Consider the following 16,680-nt stretch of genomic DNA (forward strand, 5'->3'; position numbering starts at 1 on the left):
TTACGTTTATCTAAAGAAAGAGCTGAATCTGTAAAAGCTTATTTAGTATCTCAAGGTGCTAATGCTTCTAGAATCGAAGCTACTGGTTACGGTCCTGATCAACCTATTTCTTCTAACAAAACTGCGACTGGTCGTCAAGAAAACCGTCGTGTAGAATTTACATTATACTAATCTTTATTGAAGCGATCTTAGCTAATTTTAAGATCACCTCCATAAATAAATGCAGTTAAAAAATATCTTAACTGCATTTATTTTATCAGATGGTCTGGCGAAAGCAAAACTCTTCTAAAAAAACCCACCATGAAAAAAGAATTCCCATTTTACATTAAAGCGCCAGTAATTATGCTTGGCCTGGTTATCGCTGTGTTTATCCTCAGCGTACTTCGGGATATTCTGGTTCCCTTGGCTTTCGCAACACTCATCGCCATATTATTGAATCCCCTATCCGTAAGGCTGGAAAGAAAATTACCAAAAATCCTTTCCATATTAATTTCGATGATCGTTGCATTATTGGTTGTAGTTGGAATCGCTTATTTTTTATCATCGCAAATTGCACACTTCTTTGATAATGTTGATGCCATGAAGCAGAAGTTTACAGAATTGCTTTACACCACACAGGCCTGGCTGGAAAAAACTTTTGGTATTGGCTCTAAAAAACAGGTGCAGATGATTAAAGAGGCGGCTAATAATAGTAAAGCAGTGATCGGACAAACCTTGAGTGGCGCATTAGGCATACTCAGCGTAGTTTTCCTGATTCCTGTTTATACCTTCCTCATCATGCTTTACAAAACTTTGATCCTCAATTTTTTCTACGAAGTTTTCTCTACCGAGAATCAGCAAAAAGTTGGTGAAATTCTTGCAGAAACCAAAGCAGCCATCCAGAGTTATATTGTTGGTCTGTTAATAGAAACTGGCATAGTTGCGGTGATGAATTCTTGTGCATTATTAATTCTGGGCGTACCAAACGCTATTTTAATTGGTGTGATTGGAGCAATCTTAAACCTGCTACCGTATATAGGCGGAATCATAGCCATTGCATTGCCTGTATTAATGGCGACCGTATCTTTTGATGGGTATACCACTCAACTACTAATTATTGCAGCCTATGCGCTCATCCAGTTCATTGATAATAATTTACTAGTTCCAAAAATTGTTTCATCTAAGGTACAGATCAATGCATTGGTATCTATCGTTATTGTACTTATGGGTGCGGCTGTATGGGGCGTACCAGGCATGTTTTTGTCTATACCTTTTATAGCAGTACTTAAAATTATATTCGACAGAATTGATGAATTAAAACCTTGGGGGAAATTACTTGGTGATAATATTCCTACCGAACACCTTGGTCAGTTAAAAAGGCTGAGAAGAGGTAAAACGCCATTGGTAAAAAACACTTAAGATAAATTAAAGACAAAAATAACATGACAGCTGGAAAAAAAATTATATCAATTGTAGTCGCAATCGCTTTATTGGTGATTGGAGGATTAATCTATTACAATTATTTCTTTGTATTTGGAGAAGGTGTTAAAGCTGGTGAATTAAACTATATCGTTAAAAAAGGGTATGTATTTAAGTCATATGAAGGAAAGCTCATTCAAAGCGGCATCAAATCAAGGCAGACGGGGACCCTACAAAATAATGAATTTGAGTTTTCGGTTGGCGACAAACAAATTGCAGAGCGCATGATGGGCAACAGTGGAAAGTTTTATGAACTGCATTATAAAGAATATAAAGGCAGCTTACCTTGGCGAGGTTATAGCCGGTATGTTGTAGATAGCATTTATTCTGTAAAAGATCTACCACAGTAGCAATGCCTTACGTATAAAATCAATCCGAACCAACCTTATGTTAGTTCGGATTTTTTTTGCATTAGTCCGGAAAATTTTTCCGGACGATGATAACTATGGATTTATAATCCATCTTAAGAATCAACAATTAGGTTTGTTTACAATTTCTTTTTCTGCTGAATCCTTAAGAAGATTAAAAATTTTAAGGAAAAATCCTGACCAACTCACCTTCCCATCACTGCTCAATATAGTTAAATTCTCTTTTGCATGGCTATCATCATAATTATTCATTTTGCCAGAATTCAAAAATAAAAGGAAATGCTTTCCCGCATTCAAGTCAAATATTTAGTACATTTATAAACATTATAATTGAAAAATTGTATATTAATATATCATTATAAGATATTAGTATACAATTTTAATCATCACTAAATGAGGTTTCAGCATCAAAATATTTTGGTCATAGGAGGCAGTTCAGGCATAGGTCTAGATCTGATTAAATTATTAACCAGTGAAGGCGCTAATATCTACGCCGCCTCCAGAAGCCGCTCAGAAGAGTGGCCAGCAACTATAAATTACCAGGAAATGGATGTGCTGCAAGGTGTTGAATCATTGGCTTCATTCATACCTGATGAACTGCATGGCCTGGTATATTGCGTAGGAAATATTAACCTTAAACCATTTAACAGAATCTCTGAGCGAGATTTGGTTGATGATTTCAGATTAAATGTTGTAGGTGCAGCCTTGTCTATACAACAGGCATTAAAATCTTTAAAAAATGTTCCGTCAGCATCCATTGTACTGATAAGTTCTGTTGCTGCTAAAACAGGCATGGGTTTTCATTCCAGTATCGCTGCTTCTAAAGCTGCTGTTGAAGGACTGGCCCTCTCATTAGCAGCTGAACTAAGCAGTAACCAAATTAGGGTGAATGTGGTTTCTCCTTCCTTAACCAATACACCCTTAGCTGCTAAACTACTTAACACACCCGAAAAAATGGAGGCATCTGCAAAAAGACACCCGATTGGAAAACATGGAGAACCAAAAGATATCAGTGCCGCAATTGCTTTTTTGCTTTCACAAGACAGCAGCTGGATTACTGGCCAAATTATTCCGGTTGATGGGGGCATAAGCAATTTAAAAACCAATTTTTAACAAAACCTAATGATGTACAACCTGATTAATGAATTGGTAACCCTGGTTAAAGAATATGAAGGCAGTGCAGTAAATCCTGCAGAAAATCTTTATGCCTTCCGCAAATGGTTAAATATCCACTTTGAAGATAAACATTCCTCATCAACGTTCGAACCAGATTGGGCGGGAAAAGTTAATGGCCGATCTCCAGATAGCGTAATCAATACTTCACTGGTTCATTTATACAGGTATGCCAAGATCCACGCCAAAGCTGCTATTACCAATAGTGCATTCTCCACGCCTGATGAATTTATTTACCTGATTAGCCTGGCTTCTGGCGGAAGCATGAGTAAAACGGAACTGATAAAACAGAACATACACGATAAGCCGGCAGGATCACTGATCATTAAAAGACTGCTGGACAAAGGATTAATTGAACAGCAATCTTCAGATTTGGATAAGAGAAGTAGAATGGTACAAATAACTGCCGAAGGAAGTGATCATTTGAAACAAAGCATGGATAAGATCAGACTTGCCTCAGCTCATGTAACAGAACCGCTTTCTTCAAATGAGAAAATGGACCTGATTACCTTATTACTCAAAATGGAAGAATTTCATCAGGCACAGCTGGTAGAAAAAATTTAACATTTATGGTCATAATTCATTTTGAACGACACTTTTTACGATTATTTAATTTTTGCTTCAGCCCATCCATTTAGAAAAAATGAAAACCATCTTTGATAAAGTATCTGCAGAATGCAGTAAAATAGTAACTAAAAGTTATAGCACCAGTTTTTCATTGGGCATTCAGTTTCTTGGCGAAAAGCTTCGGAATCCTATTTATGCCATATATGGTTTTGTAAGGCTAGCCGATGAAATTGTAGATAGTTTTCATGATTACGATAAGGTGGCACTACTTACTAAATTTAAGAGAGATTGTTACGAAGCCATCAACGATCGCATCAGCCTGAACCCTGTACTAAATGCTTTTCAGGAGGTAGTAAACACCTATAAAATAGATGTTGAGCTGATCGATCTTTTCCTTCAAAGCATGGAAATGGATCTTCAAAAAGAAGTTTATACGCCTGAAAAATATGAGCAATATATCCTGGGCTCAGCACAGGTAGTAGGCCTGATGTGCCTCCATGTTTTTACAGAAGGCAATAAAATAACCTATGAACGCTTAAAGGAATCAGCTATGAAACTGGGCTCTGCCTTTCAAAAAGTAAATTTTTTAAGAGATGTAAATGCAGATTTTTATGTATTAAGCCGAACCTATTTCCCCAATGTAGATTTATCCGAATTCACTACATCAGAAAAAAACCTTATTGAACAAGAAATTAGTGCCGAATTTGACGCTGCCCTAGCCGGTATCAGGCAGTTGCCTGCTTCATCAAGAAAGGGTGTATATCTGGCTTATATTTATTATAGAAGACTTTTTGATAAAATCAGGAAGAAAACAGCCACACAGATTATGGCCGAACGGGTCAGAATTTCCAATGTTCAGAAATTTACGTTAATGTTTGGCTCTGTGCTAAGAAGCAGATACAACCGGATATGAACAAGCGGAAAAAAGTGGTGCAGAAAACTTAAAATGAACAAATTAACTTAAAAAAGATTGATAATGATCAATACCCATACATTTTCCATTACAGAGATAGATCGGATCATGGAGATGGCCTGGGAAGACCGGACCACCTTTGATGCCATTGAGGCACAATTTGGATTAAAGCACCAGGAAGTGATTGCTTTCATGAGAAAACAAATGAAGGCCAGTAGTTTTAAAATGTGGCGGAAAAGAATGGGAAACAGATCAACCAAACATGCCGCATTAAGAAGCCCAAATATCAGCCGTTTTAAATGCGACCGGCAAAGAAGCATCAGCCATAATAAGATCAGCAAAAGATAGCATATGTCAGCGATCCGCTTCACTACAGATTATACTTCTATTTTAAAGAAAATTAAGGAAATAGATCCTTTGCAATATGCAAAAACGAGAAATTTCATTAATGGATCGGTGAGTTACCTTTCTCCGTATATTTCGAGAGGAGTAATCAGCTTGAAACAGGTACAGCAGGAAGTAATTAATAAAGGCTTTGGATTAGAAATTACCCAAAAGTTTTTTCAGGAATTGGCCTGGCGTGAATATTATCAACGCCTTTGGCAAGCGAAAAAAGATTTAATCTGGGAAGATCTGAAACAACCACAACCTGATTTTTTACATCATGAGCTAATGGCTTCAGTGATAAATGCCGAAACAGGCATCAATGCAGTTGATCAGCAAATTAAAAACCTATACCATTCAGGCTACATGCACAACCATGTTAGAATGTACGTAGCTTCCATAGTATGCAATATCGGTAAAACCCATTGGTTACAGCCTTCAAAATGGTTATATTATCATTTACTGGATGGAGATATTGCCAGTAATACGGCCAGCTGGCAGTGGGTATCCGGTGCTTTTGCATCAAAAAAATATTATTGCAATCAAGAAAACATCAATAAATACACTGGCAGCGATCAACTTAATACATTTTTAGACAAATCTTACGAAGAACTGCCAACAATACCTGTTCCTGATGAATTAAAGGAACGTTTTAGGTTACAGTTGAAAACTCCTTTGCCCGAAACACCATTTCCAAGTATTGATTTGAATAAGCCAACCCTTATTTACAACAGCTACAATCTTGATCCTGTTTGGAGATCAGATCAAAATGTAAATCGGATACTGTTATTAGAACCATCGCATTTCTCAAAATACCCGGTTAGTGAGCAGGTAATTAAGTTCATTGTAGATCTTTCAAAAAACATCCTGGGGATTCAAATCTATACCGGCGAGATTTCGGACTTAACATCCTTGTACGAAAACAGTCAGCAATCATTAAATGAATCTTTTATTTCCAAGGCGCATCCTGCATTTAGCCATTATCCGGGTGTTAAAGAAAGTTACGATTGGATGTTTCCTGAAGTAACGGGTGAATACCATTCTTTTTTTAAATACTGGAAAAAATGCAAGCCCTACCTTGACCAAATGATGTGAGAAAGCCAATCACTTTAATCATGATCAAAGAAACCGGTAAAACACTGGCCACGTATATTATAGTTCATAATTTAAGCCTCTATTAATATGCGGCAACCATCCCTATATTCATGAAGAAAAGATATCATACCCTCCGGCTTATTTTTGGCGATCAACTTAACCTAAAACATTCATGGTTTTTAAAAGCTGATCCATCTGTCCTTCATGTCATGATGGAAGTAAAAACCGAGACTGACTATGTTTGGCACCATATTCAAAAGGCCTGTGCTTTTTTTGCAGCGATGGAAGATTTTGCTGAAACCATCAACAGCAAAGGATTTGATACGCTTTACCTCCACCTGGATCATCCTGAAAACAAACAAAGTTTTTCAGAAAACCTCAGTGAATTGATTAAAAAGTATGGTATTGAAGCATTTCATTATCAGCTTCCAGATGAGTACAGACTGGATCAGGAGATGAATGATTTTTGCCATAACCTTGATATTCCCTGGCGTAGTTTCGATAGTGAACACTTCTATACCAGCAGAACTGAACTGGCAGATTTTTTCTCGGGAAAGAAAGAACTGATTATGGAAAGCTTTTATCGGGCCATGCGGGTGAAACATCAGATTTTAATTAATGATAATCATGATCCGGAAGCAGGGAAATGGAATTTTGATGTAGAAAATCGAAAAAAGCTGCCAAAAAACCACAAACCCAATCCACCATTACTGTTTGATAACGATGTAAGAAAGCCTTACGATAGGATCACAAAGGCAAAGGTTAAAACCATTGGCCATATTGAACCCGAATATTTACAATGGCCAATTACCAGGACACAATCGCTTAAACTTTTGCACTATTTCTGTGAGAACTGCCTGCCCCTGTTTGGTACTTTTCAGGATGCAATGCACACAGATGAATGGTCACTCTATCATTCCCGCCTTTCATTTAGCATGAATACTAAATTAATTTCGCCTTCAGAAGTAGTAAATACTGCTTTGGCTACCTGGGAAAAAGATAAAAGATCCATCACTTTGAATCAGATTGAGGGCTTCATTAGGCAAATTTTAGGCTGGCGCGAATATATGCGGGGTATTTACTGGATGAAGATGCCAGAATTTGAAACACTCAATCACTTTAATTACAACAGAAAACTTCCGTCATGGTATTGGACAGGCGAAACCAAAATGAACTGTTTAAAACATTCCATTTCTCAATCATTGCAGTACGCTTATGCTCACCATATACAGCGCTTAATGATTACCGGAAATTTTGCATTGCTAGCAGGCATTAATCCCGATGAAGTGGATTTTTGGTATTTGGGTATTTATATCGATGCCATACAATGGGTAGAAATCACCAACACGCGAGGTATGAGTCAGTATGCCGATGGTGGCATTGTAGGATCGAAGCCCTACACCGCATCGGCAAACTATATCCACAAAATGAGTAATTACTGTGAAAGTTGTAAATATAACCGTAATGATAAAGTAGGAGAAAATGCATGCCCCTTTAACAGTTTATACTGGGATTTCCACGACCGCCATAGAGAAAAACTTCAGCATAACCACCGCCTTTCAATGGTGTATCGCCTTTGGGATAAAATGAACCCTGAACTTAAATCAGCAGTTTTACAGCGAGCGAATGATTGTTTGGAAAATCTGGATAATTTATAGAAAGATTAGTATATCCTATCAACACGATGCAAAGACAACATATGATGTAATTCATAATATGATCGTTTAAACAAGCAATAATAAAATCTTCATCATTGACTCAAAAACAGAAAAAGCGGTAAATGCCGCTTTTTCTGTTTTGACCATCCATAAGTGATCTTGCAAATTTATTTTAATGCATAGTTCAGGTAACCGCCATCAGCTATAATCTCTGTTCCGGTAATAAAGCTTGCGGCATCAGATGCCAGGAATAATACTGTTTTTGCTATTTCATCAGGATTACCCAACCTTTGCAAAGCTGTAGCAGCAGCTAAAAAATCTTTTGCTTCTGAAGGTACGGCATTTTCTAAACCGGGTGTTGCTATAGGTCCAGGGCTAACAATGTTGACACGAATTTTTCTTTCTGCCAACTCATTTGCTGCAATCTGGGCAATTTTATTTAATGCTCCTTTAGTTGCAGAATATACACTTGCACCCAAATTTGCAGCGGTTGCTACCGTTGAAGAAGTGAACAATACCGCTGCACCATCTGCAAGGTGAGGAAGTAAACTTTGCAAGGTGAAAAAATGTCCTTTTACATTGGTATTAAATTGTGCATCAAAATTAGCTTCGCTAACTTTTTCTATAGATTCAAATGTTGCAATGCCTGCATTCAGAAAAAGAACATCTACTTTACTTCCACTTTCAGCAATTGTTTTTTCTAAGATAGCAATGTCTGGAAGTTTAGATGTGTCACATAACACGGTATTCAATTTAGGATTATTTATTTCTGCAGATGCCTTTTGGAGATTTTCAGTATTTCTACCGGTTATCCAAACGGTGGCACCTGCGTTAATAAATGCTTTTGCTGTTGCCAATCCAATTCCGGTAGTTCCTCCGCTAATAACGACGTTTTTATTTGTAAAGTCCATAATTATCTTTAATTGTTTAAGCTGTAAAGGTATCATGAATCAATTTATTTCAGTTACTTTGTAACCGAAAGTAACAGTAACTTTCGAGTAACTAAGTAACTTATGACTGAAGATCACTGTCAATTAGGACACAAAAAAGAGATCATGGCTGTCCATGATGCAATGGACGTACTGAATGGGAAATGGAAAATATCCATCATCTCATCCATTTGCTATTATAACAAAAGAAGATTTTCTGATATTTTGAATGATGTACAAGGCATATCAAATAAAATGCTGAGTAAGGAATTAAAAGAGTTGGAGATTAATAAATTGGTAAAGCGAACGGTACTGGAAACGCAGCCTATATCGGTTCAATATCAATTAACAGAATATGGCATGACATTAAAAACCATCATTAATGACCTAACTGAATGGGGATTAGCTCACCGCAAAGTAATTGTTGGTAAATAAATTTGATCCTGTATTAGTCTTTATCAGATGATTGGCAATAAGCACTAGAATCGAGTTAATACATTTTAGCTTAAGAATGGAATTCGGTAGAGATATTTATGCTGCTCAAACAATCTTTTGCCTCATATTAAAAAGCCCCACTCGGACGGAGTGGGGCTAACTGATAAGAATCAGCTCCCTCTGCTGGGCTCGAACCAGCGACCCTCTGATTAACAGTCAGATGCTCTAACCAGCTGAGCTAAGAAGGAATATTTATTCTGGTTGGTACTATATGTTTTGCTAAAATCATTTAGCAAGTTTGTCATAAAAAATCCCCACATTACTGTGAGGATTTTGCTCCCTCTGCTGGGCTCGAACCAGCGACCCTCTGATTAACAGTCAGATGCTCTAACCAGCTGAGCTAAGAAGGAGTGCTGGTTGTTTCCCAAATCGAAGTTTTAATGCTTTTAAGCTTACAAACCCTTGTTCGTTTTGGGAATGCAATATTAGGGCTTTTAAATTATTTATGCAATATTTGCAGTGAAAAATTTTTAAAAAAATTCAAATTAAAATATATGAGCCTGATAATCATAGGTACTGTAGCGTTCGATGCTATTGAAACTCCATTCGGAAAAACAGATAAAATTGTTGGTGGCGCTGCAACATACGCCAGTTTAGCTGCATCTTACTTCTATAATCAAGCAAAAATTGTTGCGGTAGTAGGTGATGATTTTCAAAAAGCAGATATAGATACCTTTACCAAACATGGAATAGATACTGAAGGTTTGCAGATTAAGGTTGGCGAAAAATCGTTTTTCTGGTCAGGTAAGTACCATAATGATATGAATAGCCGGGATACGCTAATTACAGAATTAAACGTATTGGAAAATTTCGATCCAATCATCCCGGAAAGCTACCAGGATTGTGAATTTCTGATGTTAGGCAACCTTACCCCACAAGTACAACAAACCGTGATTAAACGCCTTAAAAATCGCCCTAAGCTAATCGTAATGGACACGATGAACTTCTGGATGGACATTATGATGGATGATTTACTGGAAACCATTAAAATGGTAGATGTTTTAACCATTAATGATGCAGAAGCACGTCAGCTTTCAGGCGAATATTCATTGGTTAAAGCTGCCAAAAAAATCCTGACCATGGGGCCTAAGTATTTAATCATCAAAAAAGGTGAGCATGGCGCTTTGTTATTTCACGAAGATCAGATTTTCTCTGCACCAGCATTGCCTTTGGCAGAAGTTTTCGATCCGACAGGAGCAGGCGATACCTTTGCAGGTGGATTTATTGGTTATCTGGCCAAAGTTGGTACCATTAACTTTAATAACATGAAAAATGCCATTATTTATGGATCAGCACTTGCATCATTCTGTGTAGAAAAATTTGGAACGGAAAGGTTATTAAATTTAACTGATAAAGAAGTTGCAGATAGAATTCAGGAATTTGTAAGCTTGAGCGCCTTCACCATTGAAGCTTAAGCCATTCAAATAGCAGCTGGAAAATTTCCAGTCTTAAATGATTGCCGCAGATTTGCAAATTTTAATGATTTGTAAATCTGTGGCATTCTTATTTATATCATTTTTGCAATTGGAGTAAACTTTTCAAAAACGGCTTCAGTATGAGGTGCATCTGGCAGCTCATCGGTTAGGTCCTGCCCTGCCCAATGCTCATAGTGCTTTCCATTACGCCATAAGCGACTATCAGTCATGTCATATATAAAACCCTTGTAAGCCACCCAAATCTGAGGTTTATCCTGTCCGTTTCGCAAAGCGAGTTGCTGCTTGGTATATACGGGCAATTCCATTATTTAATCGCCCTGCTTTTAAACCATTCGTATAAATAAATATTCATTAGCAACAAACTCATTAAATAGAAATGATCTTCAAAAGGAATAGTACCGACTCTAAAACTTAAATTTTCCTTATTATTATAAATCACCACAGGTATTGCAGTTAAAAACCCATTCACGATATAAAATGGAATCAAAGCCACTAAATAAGCCCGGTAAAACCGATACATAAAGCGAAGCTTTGCATTAATATATTCTACATAGGCCAGCACTACAAACAGAAATCCAAAATTAATAACCGTATACCAATAGCGATAACCAAAGAAAAGAATGGCGATACATAAACCTAGAAAAAGGTTACTCAGCGCAAGGCTATACTTCTGTAATCCATTTTTTGGAAAATAAACATTTAAGCATTCATAGATGAAAACACAGGCATAAGGAACGGTTAAGAAAAAAAGAATTTCTTCTAACGGCAATCCCCACAACTTAATTCCTGTTATGTAATCTGGATTGAAAGACCATACGTTTAGCTTCACAAAGAGTAAATCCCAGATCAGGAAAACAATGCCGGTAATTAATATTGCCGGAACAATAAATTTCCATTTACTAAAAAAATGAACCTTCTTATCAAATGACAATACGAGCGGGAAGAAAATTACGGCAACATTGATGAGTAAATAAATGTAGTTCATTTAAACGTATTTTTTTAGGATTTTAACTTCTTCGGGCGTACAACGTTTGCTATCAATCATGAACTTGGCCACATTTTTAATAAGCGCCTGATCAGCATTGCCAAAATTATCATGCTGATAGTGTTTAACAATTTGCTTGCGATCAAAATTTAAATTTTTACTAAATCCCAGAAAGGATGGCGTAAAGTGTTCAATAGAAAAACGCATAAAACGGATTTCCAAATTTTCTTTATCCATATTAACAGCTTGTTGCATTGCTTTCTGCGATGCCTTTACATATTTTATCTTACTGTATGGATTCCAGGCATGTTTTGCTTTTAGTGCTTCCAGCGTTCCTATATAAGCAGTTGTTAAAGCCGTTTTACCACTTAACTTATTCAATTTAACGAATAATGAATCGGTTAACTTAGCATCTTCTACCGCCTTTACCAAATCATTTTTAAGTACGGAAATTTCTTTCGGAGATAACTGCGCATAACAGAAATTTATGCTAATGGTCAATAGAAAAATTAAAAGTTTAAGTTTAGGCATGTTTAGATGCAAATGTAATAAAAGGAATGTAAATACATTGGTAGATCACTGGTTAGTCGTCATCGGATGCATACCTAAATGGTAATTTTATTTTATTTAAGGTTTAGTGAAGAATCTGTAACCTATAAAACACTGACTATTAATAAAACACAGAACCATCTGAAACAATTGTTATTCAGAGCGCCAGCGAAGAATCTGCAACCTATAAAACACTGACTATTAATAAAACACAGAACAGATAGCCAGATAAAAAAATTAAACCGCAGTACCCTGTAGCTTAGGGATTCTTCGCTACGCTCTGAATGACAGACATGGAAGAAAGTTAATCAAACTGCTTAGCCACCCAGCTTAAAGATTTTCACAAACACTCCGAATGAACAGGTAGTATAATAACCTACCAGCTTTAGAATAAAAGAAATGCATCATTATTATCCAAACAAAATCCCATAAAATCCTTTTATTTACATTATGGATAAAAAACCACAGATTGTAGTTATTGGCGCTGGTTTCGCGGGGCTTTCTGCCGCAGCTTTATTAGCTAAACATGGCTGCGAGGTTACTGTAATTGAAAAGAATGAGATGGCTGGTGGAAGGGCCAGAATCTGGCAGAAGGATGGCTTTACATTTGATATGGGTCCAAGCTGGTATTGGATGCCTGATGTTTTTGAGAACTTCTATCAATTGTTTAATAAAACCACTTCTGATTTTTACGAGCTGAAAAGACTAAACCCCTCCTACCGAATTTATTTCAATAAAGAAGACACGCTAAATGTACCAGCTACAACGGAAAAATTATATGCACTGTTCGAGGAATTAGAACCCGGAAGTAGTAAGAATCTTGATATCTTTCTTCAGCAAGCGAAATACAAATACGATGTCGGCATGAATGAATATGTATTTAAACCGTCGCATAGCGTAATGGAGTATTTTGATCCACGATTAGCCGTAAGTGGTATTAAATTACAGTTGCTCGGCAATATGCGCAAACATGTATACAAACTCTTTAAAAATGAAAAACTAAGAAAACTGCTTGAATTTCCTGTATTGTTTCTTGGCGCAACGCCTCAAAACACACCAGCTCTCTATAGCCTGATGAATTATGCTGATCTTATTATGGGCACCTGGTACCCGATGGGTGGCATGCATGAAATTGTTTTGGCTATGCAAACCATTGCCGAGCAGCAAGGTGTTAAGTTTTTATTTAACACTACGGTATCCAAAATTGAAGTAAAAGATAAGATAGCGAAAACAATCATAACCGACAAAGGTAATTTTGATGTAGATTATGTGGTAGGAAACGCTGACTATCACCACATAGAGCAACATTTATTAGATAAACCATACCGAAATTACAATGAAAAATACTGGGAAGGCCGAACTATGGCCCCATCAAGTCTACTGTTTTACATTGCTTTAAACAAGAAATTAAAAAATATTCTTCACCATAATTTATTTTTCGATCAGAATTTTGATCAGCATGCGGAAGAAATATATACTAATCCGATGTGGCCATCTAAACCATTATTCTATGCTTGCTGCCCATCTGTAACTGATAATAGTGTGGCTCCTGAAGGCTGTGAAAATCTTTTCTTTCTGATTCCTGTTGCGCCAGGCCTGGAAGATAGCGAAATCAAAAGAGCAGAATACTTTGAAATTCTGGCAGATAGGTTCAAAGAATTAACGGGCAATGAAATCCGCAATGCTATTATTTTTAAGAGAAGTTACGCCATGAATGATTTCGTAAGTGATTACAACGCATTCAAAGGAAATGCATATGGCTTAGCAAACACATTGAAACAGACTGCTTTTTTAAAACCAAAGATGAAAAGCAAAGTAACAAACATGTTATACACCGGACAATTAACGATTCCAGGCCCTGGAGTGCCCCCTGCTATCATATCCGGACAAGTGGTAGCAAAAGAAATAATAAAAAAGTTAAAAAAAGCTTGACAAATTTAAAATTTCCCTTATCTTTATATCCACAAAACAAAAACACTGCAAATAACCTTTTAAACGCAATATTGTTCAAGGTTTGCATTTGTTTCGAAACGAAAGAGAAGGCGAATTGTTGAAAGTAAACATAAGAATCAACTAACCAAATATATGATAAGCAAATAAGGCCTGGTTTTTTTCCGGGCCTTTTGCTTTTTAGTAATAAATCATTCTACTTTCTATTCTTACTGTTTATCTCTTCTATATGATGCTAATTTTGGCTGATGAAAAATTCAGAATAGCTTTGGCTACTAAATCAAGAATTAAACGCATTAAATTTTAATTAAAAAAAAAAATCCCTAAAAATAAGGCAAAAAAAAGTCCCGATTTAAATCGAGACCTAATTAATAAGTAGATGCACTTTAAGCCAATTCTGCAATGGCGATGTCTTTTGAGTATGTTTTTAAATATTTTTTCAAGATTCCTCTAGCTACATGAATACGCGTTTTAACAGTTCCAATTGGAATTTCTAGCATATCAGCAATTTCATGATATTTATATCCTTCAAAATAACGGATAAATGGAACATAGTATTCTTGAGGCAATTGTGAAAGTGCTTTATCAATATCACCTAATACAAACTTACTTTCTGCTTGATTTTTAGTAGCACTGTAAGAAAGATTTGCAGAGGAAATATCTTCACTTTGAGTAATTAAAGTATTCGTTTTTACTAAACGGCGATAATTATTGATAAAGGTATTTTTCATAATAGTAAACAACCAACCCTTTAAGTTTGTTCCTTCTTTAAACTTGTTGTAATAAGTGATTGCTTTAAGCATCGTATCTTGAACAAGATCATTTGCATCTTCCGCATCTTTAGTAAAATTCAAAGCGTAAGATCTAAGTGAAACAGAGTGATGGTTAACCAGATGGTTGAATTCAAATTTTGTCATGATATTTAGCTTTAGGAGATTAAAACAAATGAATTGATGTTCATTTGCCATTATACAATCAAACTTAATACCAAAAATTATTGATGCCGCTATAACATCCTAAAACTATAAAAAAGTGCATTTTCGTCACAGAATATTTACTTCCCGTTCTAGAGTGACTCCAAAAGTGGACTTTACACTGTCTATAATCTGTTCAGAAAATTGATATACTTCCGTGCCAGAAGCATGTCCATGATTAACTAAAACTAAAGCCTGGTTTTTCCAGGTACCTGTGTCACCAACCCTTTTACCTTTCCAACCACATTGCTCAATCAACCAGCCGGCAGCTAATTTAACTCTACCATCTGCAGTAGGGTAGTGCACCACATCAGGATGCTGAGCGACTACATCTGCAAACTCATGCTTTTCTATAATGGGATTTTTGAAAAAACTTCCGGCATTGCCAATTGTTGAAGGATCTGGCAACTTACTTACGCGAATGTGAGCAACAGCAGCTGAAACATCTGCTATACCAGGGCTTTCAATACCACGATTTAGCAACTCAGCCTCTATTGCACCGTAACTGGTGTTTAGCTGAGGCTGCGATGATAAGCGAAAAGTAACTTTAGTAATAATATATTGCCCTTTAAACGCTCCTTTAAAAATGCTTTCTCGATAACCAAACTGGCAATCTTCAAAATTAAAAGTTTTAAGCTGACCGGTTTTAATTTCAAAAGCAGCACAGCTTTCAAATACATCTTTAAGTTCTACACCGTATGCACCTATATTCTGAATAGGTGATGCCCCAACAGTTCCTGGAATTAAACTCAGGTTTTCGACACCAGCAAAATTATTGATCACACAATAGTTTACAAAATCATTCCAAACCTCTCCAGATCCTGCTGTTACCAACACCTGATCTCCTTCGATTTTAGATTCAATTCCTTTGATGCTCATTTTCACCACTAAGCCATCAAAATCCTGCGTAAACAAAATATTGCTTCCACCACCAATGATTAATCGTTTTTGATTACTGAAAAGTGGATTTTGAAACAGCTCATTCAAATCATTTTCTGTTTCTATTTCAGCAAAGTAGTGTGCGTTAACATCAATAGCGAATGAGTTGTAAGGCTTTAATGAAACGTTTTCTAAAATCTGAGGCATGGCATTGGGTGTTAAGCTGCAAAAGTAAAATAAAAATTAACTATGTTAGAAATGCCTGGATAATAATAGAAAAAGCTATTTCACTAAACTTTTTTTAACAAACAACAATCCAAATGCCTTCCCCTTTTCCTTGTACTGATTTTTATGGTGAATTTTGTGCGCCTTTCTAACCATTTGCAGGTAAGTATTATTGCTTTTAAAAGTTTTAAATCTTCGGTGTACAAACCAATCGTGAATTACAAAATAAATAACGCCATATATAGTAATACCCAAACCAATAAAAAAGCGATAACCATAGTTTTTTCGATCCAGATACATAAGGTATAATGAGAGCGCTGCAAAAAGCAGGGCGAATAAATCGTTCCACTCCAAAAAGGAATGCGATTTTTCATGATGACTTTTATGCATGAACCACAACGGGCCATGAAATAAGTACTTATGGATAAACCAGGACAAACATTCCATCACAATCAACGTAGACAATGTGATTAGAATACCAAATATAACATGCATCATTCTTAAGTTATTGGTTTGTAAAGATATATAAATCATTTAAAACACAAATTGATTGTCATCCATGTGTCAGTTGTCGATTGTAATTTTGGTCTGCTGATTAAGAAATGAAAATTTAAATCTAACTTTGACTAAAATATAAAAAAA

19 protein-coding genes and 2 tRNA genes are annotated in these 16,680 nt (G+C 36.2%); 12 read left to right on the forward strand and 9 right to left on the reverse strand.

Annotation, left to right across the window (positions count from 1 at the left end; all coding sequences use genetic code 11):
• The 9 genes from AN34_RS21470 to AN34_RS16775 all read left to right on the forward strand — a co-directional run.
• Positions 1–171, forward strand: a 171-nt coding sequence (locus tag AN34_RS21470) for an OmpA family protein (protein WP_157263344.1), incomplete at its 5' end; no start/stop codon positions are given.
• Positions 172–300: 129 nt separating this feature from the next.
• Positions 301–1,398 (forward strand): AI-2E family transporter, encoded by a 1,098-nt coding sequence (locus tag AN34_RS16735; protein ID WP_036677476.1) that lies wholly within the window; start codon positions 301–303, stop codon positions 1,396–1,398.
• A gap of 23 nt (positions 1,399–1,421) precedes the next feature.
• On the forward strand, positions 1,422–1,808 hold the full coding sequence (locus AN34_RS16740; protein ID WP_029287234.1) for a hypothetical protein: 387 nt from the start codon (positions 1,422–1,424) through the stop codon (positions 1,806–1,808).
• A 411-nt stretch (positions 1,809–2,219) separates the two neighbouring features.
• Positions 2,220–2,939: an SDR family NAD(P)-dependent oxidoreductase gene (locus AN34_RS16750; RefSeq protein WP_029287238.1), complete on the forward strand. Its 720-nt coding sequence runs from the start codon at positions 2,220–2,222 to the stop codon at positions 2,937–2,939.
• Between the two features lie 9 nt (positions 2,940–2,948).
• Entirely contained in the window at positions 2,949–3,563 is a 615-nt protein-coding gene (locus AN34_RS16755; protein ID WP_029287240.1) for a MarR family winged helix-turn-helix transcriptional regulator, read from the forward strand.
• A 79-nt stretch (positions 3,564–3,642) separates the two neighbouring features.
• Positions 3,643–4,479: a phytoene/squalene synthase family protein gene (locus AN34_RS16760; protein ID WP_029287242.1), complete on the forward strand. Its 837-nt coding sequence runs from the start codon at positions 3,643–3,645 to the stop codon at positions 4,477–4,479.
• Between the two features lie 63 nt (positions 4,480–4,542).
• On the forward strand, positions 4,543–4,827 hold the full coding sequence (locus AN34_RS16765) for a TIGR03643 family protein (RefSeq protein ID WP_029287244.1): 285 nt from the start codon (positions 4,543–4,545) through the stop codon (positions 4,825–4,827).
• 3 nt (positions 4,828–4,830) lie between these two features.
• Entirely contained in the window at positions 4,831–5,958 is a 1,128-nt protein-coding gene (locus AN34_RS16770) for an FAD-binding domain-containing protein (protein ID WP_029287246.1), read from the forward strand.
• Between the two features lie 110 nt (positions 5,959–6,068).
• On the forward strand, positions 6,069–7,616 hold the full coding sequence (locus tag AN34_RS16775; protein ID WP_029287248.1) for a cryptochrome/photolyase family protein: 1,548 nt from the start codon (positions 6,069–6,071) through the stop codon (positions 7,614–7,616).
• A gap of 167 nt (positions 7,617–7,783) precedes the next feature.
• On the opposite strand, the gene AN34_RS16780 is transcribed toward AN34_RS16775, so the two are convergent.
• Complete coding sequence (locus AN34_RS16780) at positions 7,784–8,527, reverse strand: SDR family oxidoreductase (protein ID WP_029287250.1); 744 nt, start codon at positions 8,525–8,527, stop codon at positions 7,784–7,786.
• 144 nt (positions 8,528–8,671) lie between these two features.
• On the opposite strand from AN34_RS16780, the gene AN34_RS16785 reads away from it, so the two are divergent.
• Positions 8,672–8,980: a helix-turn-helix domain-containing protein gene (locus AN34_RS16785; protein WP_231625576.1), complete on the forward strand. Its 309-nt coding sequence runs from the start codon at positions 8,672–8,674 to the stop codon at positions 8,978–8,980.
• A gap of 174 nt (positions 8,981–9,154) precedes the next feature.
• On the opposite strand, the gene AN34_RS16790 is transcribed toward AN34_RS16785, so the two are convergent.
• Positions 9,155–9,228: transfer RNA gene (locus AN34_RS16790), tRNA-Asn, on the reverse strand.
• A gap of 88 nt (positions 9,229–9,316) precedes the next feature.
• Positions 9,317–9,390, reverse strand: a tRNA-Asn gene (locus tag AN34_RS16795).
• 144 nt (positions 9,391–9,534) lie between these two features.
• On the opposite strand from AN34_RS16795, the gene AN34_RS16800 reads away from it, so the two are divergent.
• Entirely contained in the window at positions 9,535–10,455 is a 921-nt protein-coding gene (locus AN34_RS16800; protein WP_029287254.1) for a PfkB family carbohydrate kinase, read from the forward strand.
• Positions 10,456–10,547: 92 nt separating this feature from the next.
• On the opposite strand, the gene AN34_RS16805 is transcribed toward AN34_RS16800, so the two are convergent.
• The 3 genes from AN34_RS16805 to AN34_RS16815 are packed head-to-tail and all read right to left on the reverse strand — an operon-like array spanning position 10,548 to position 11,992.
• Positions 10,548–10,781, reverse strand: coding sequence for a cytochrome b5 domain-containing protein (locus AN34_RS16805; protein WP_029287256.1), 234 nt, complete (start codon positions 10,779–10,781; stop codon positions 10,548–10,550).
• The gene (locus tag AN34_RS16810; RefSeq protein ID WP_029287258.1) at positions 10,781–11,461 is read right to left on the reverse strand and encodes a lycopene cyclase domain-containing protein; all 681 of its coding nucleotides are present in this window, start codon (positions 11,459–11,461) and stop codon (positions 10,781–10,783) included. Before AN34_RS16810 ends, AN34_RS16805 begins: the two co-directional genes overlap by 1 nt.
• On the reverse strand, positions 11,462–11,992 hold the full coding sequence (locus AN34_RS16815) for a hypothetical protein (protein WP_029287260.1): 531 nt from the start codon (positions 11,990–11,992) through the stop codon (positions 11,462–11,464).
• A 468-nt stretch (positions 11,993–12,460) separates the two neighbouring features.
• Here AN34_RS16815 and AN34_RS16820 point away from each other — a divergent pair, with 468 nt between their 5' ends.
• Entirely contained in the window at positions 12,461–13,942 is a 1,482-nt protein-coding gene (locus AN34_RS16820; protein WP_029287262.1) for an NAD(P)/FAD-dependent oxidoreductase, read from the forward strand.
• A gap of 404 nt (positions 13,943–14,346) precedes the next feature.
• On the opposite strand, the gene AN34_RS16825 is transcribed toward AN34_RS16820, so the two are convergent.
• The 3 genes from AN34_RS16825 to AN34_RS16835 form a co-directional block, all read right to left on the reverse strand.
• The gene (locus AN34_RS16825) at positions 14,347–14,877 is read right to left on the reverse strand and encodes an RNA polymerase sigma factor (RefSeq protein ID WP_029287264.1); all 531 of its coding nucleotides are present in this window, start codon (positions 14,875–14,877) and stop codon (positions 14,347–14,349) included.
• Positions 14,878–15,003: 126 nt separating this feature from the next.
• The gene (gene murB / locus AN34_RS16830) at positions 15,004–16,020 is read right to left on the reverse strand and encodes a UDP-N-acetylmuramate dehydrogenase (RefSeq protein ID WP_029287266.1); all 1,017 of its coding nucleotides are present in this window, start codon (positions 16,018–16,020) and stop codon (positions 15,004–15,006) included.
• A 75-nt stretch (positions 16,021–16,095) separates the two neighbouring features.
• Positions 16,096–16,572 carry a sterol desaturase family protein gene (locus AN34_RS16835; protein WP_231625577.1) on the reverse strand — a complete coding sequence of 159 codons (477 nt, stop codon included), beginning with the start codon at positions 16,570–16,572 and terminating at the stop codon, positions 16,096–16,098.
• Between the last annotated feature and the right edge of the window lie 108 nt (positions 16,573–16,680).

Origin of the sequence: Pedobacter sp. R20-19, from assembly GCF_000708265.2 — a bacterium.
Lineage (GTDB): Bacteria > Bacteroidota > Bacteroidia > Sphingobacteriales > Sphingobacteriaceae > Pedobacter.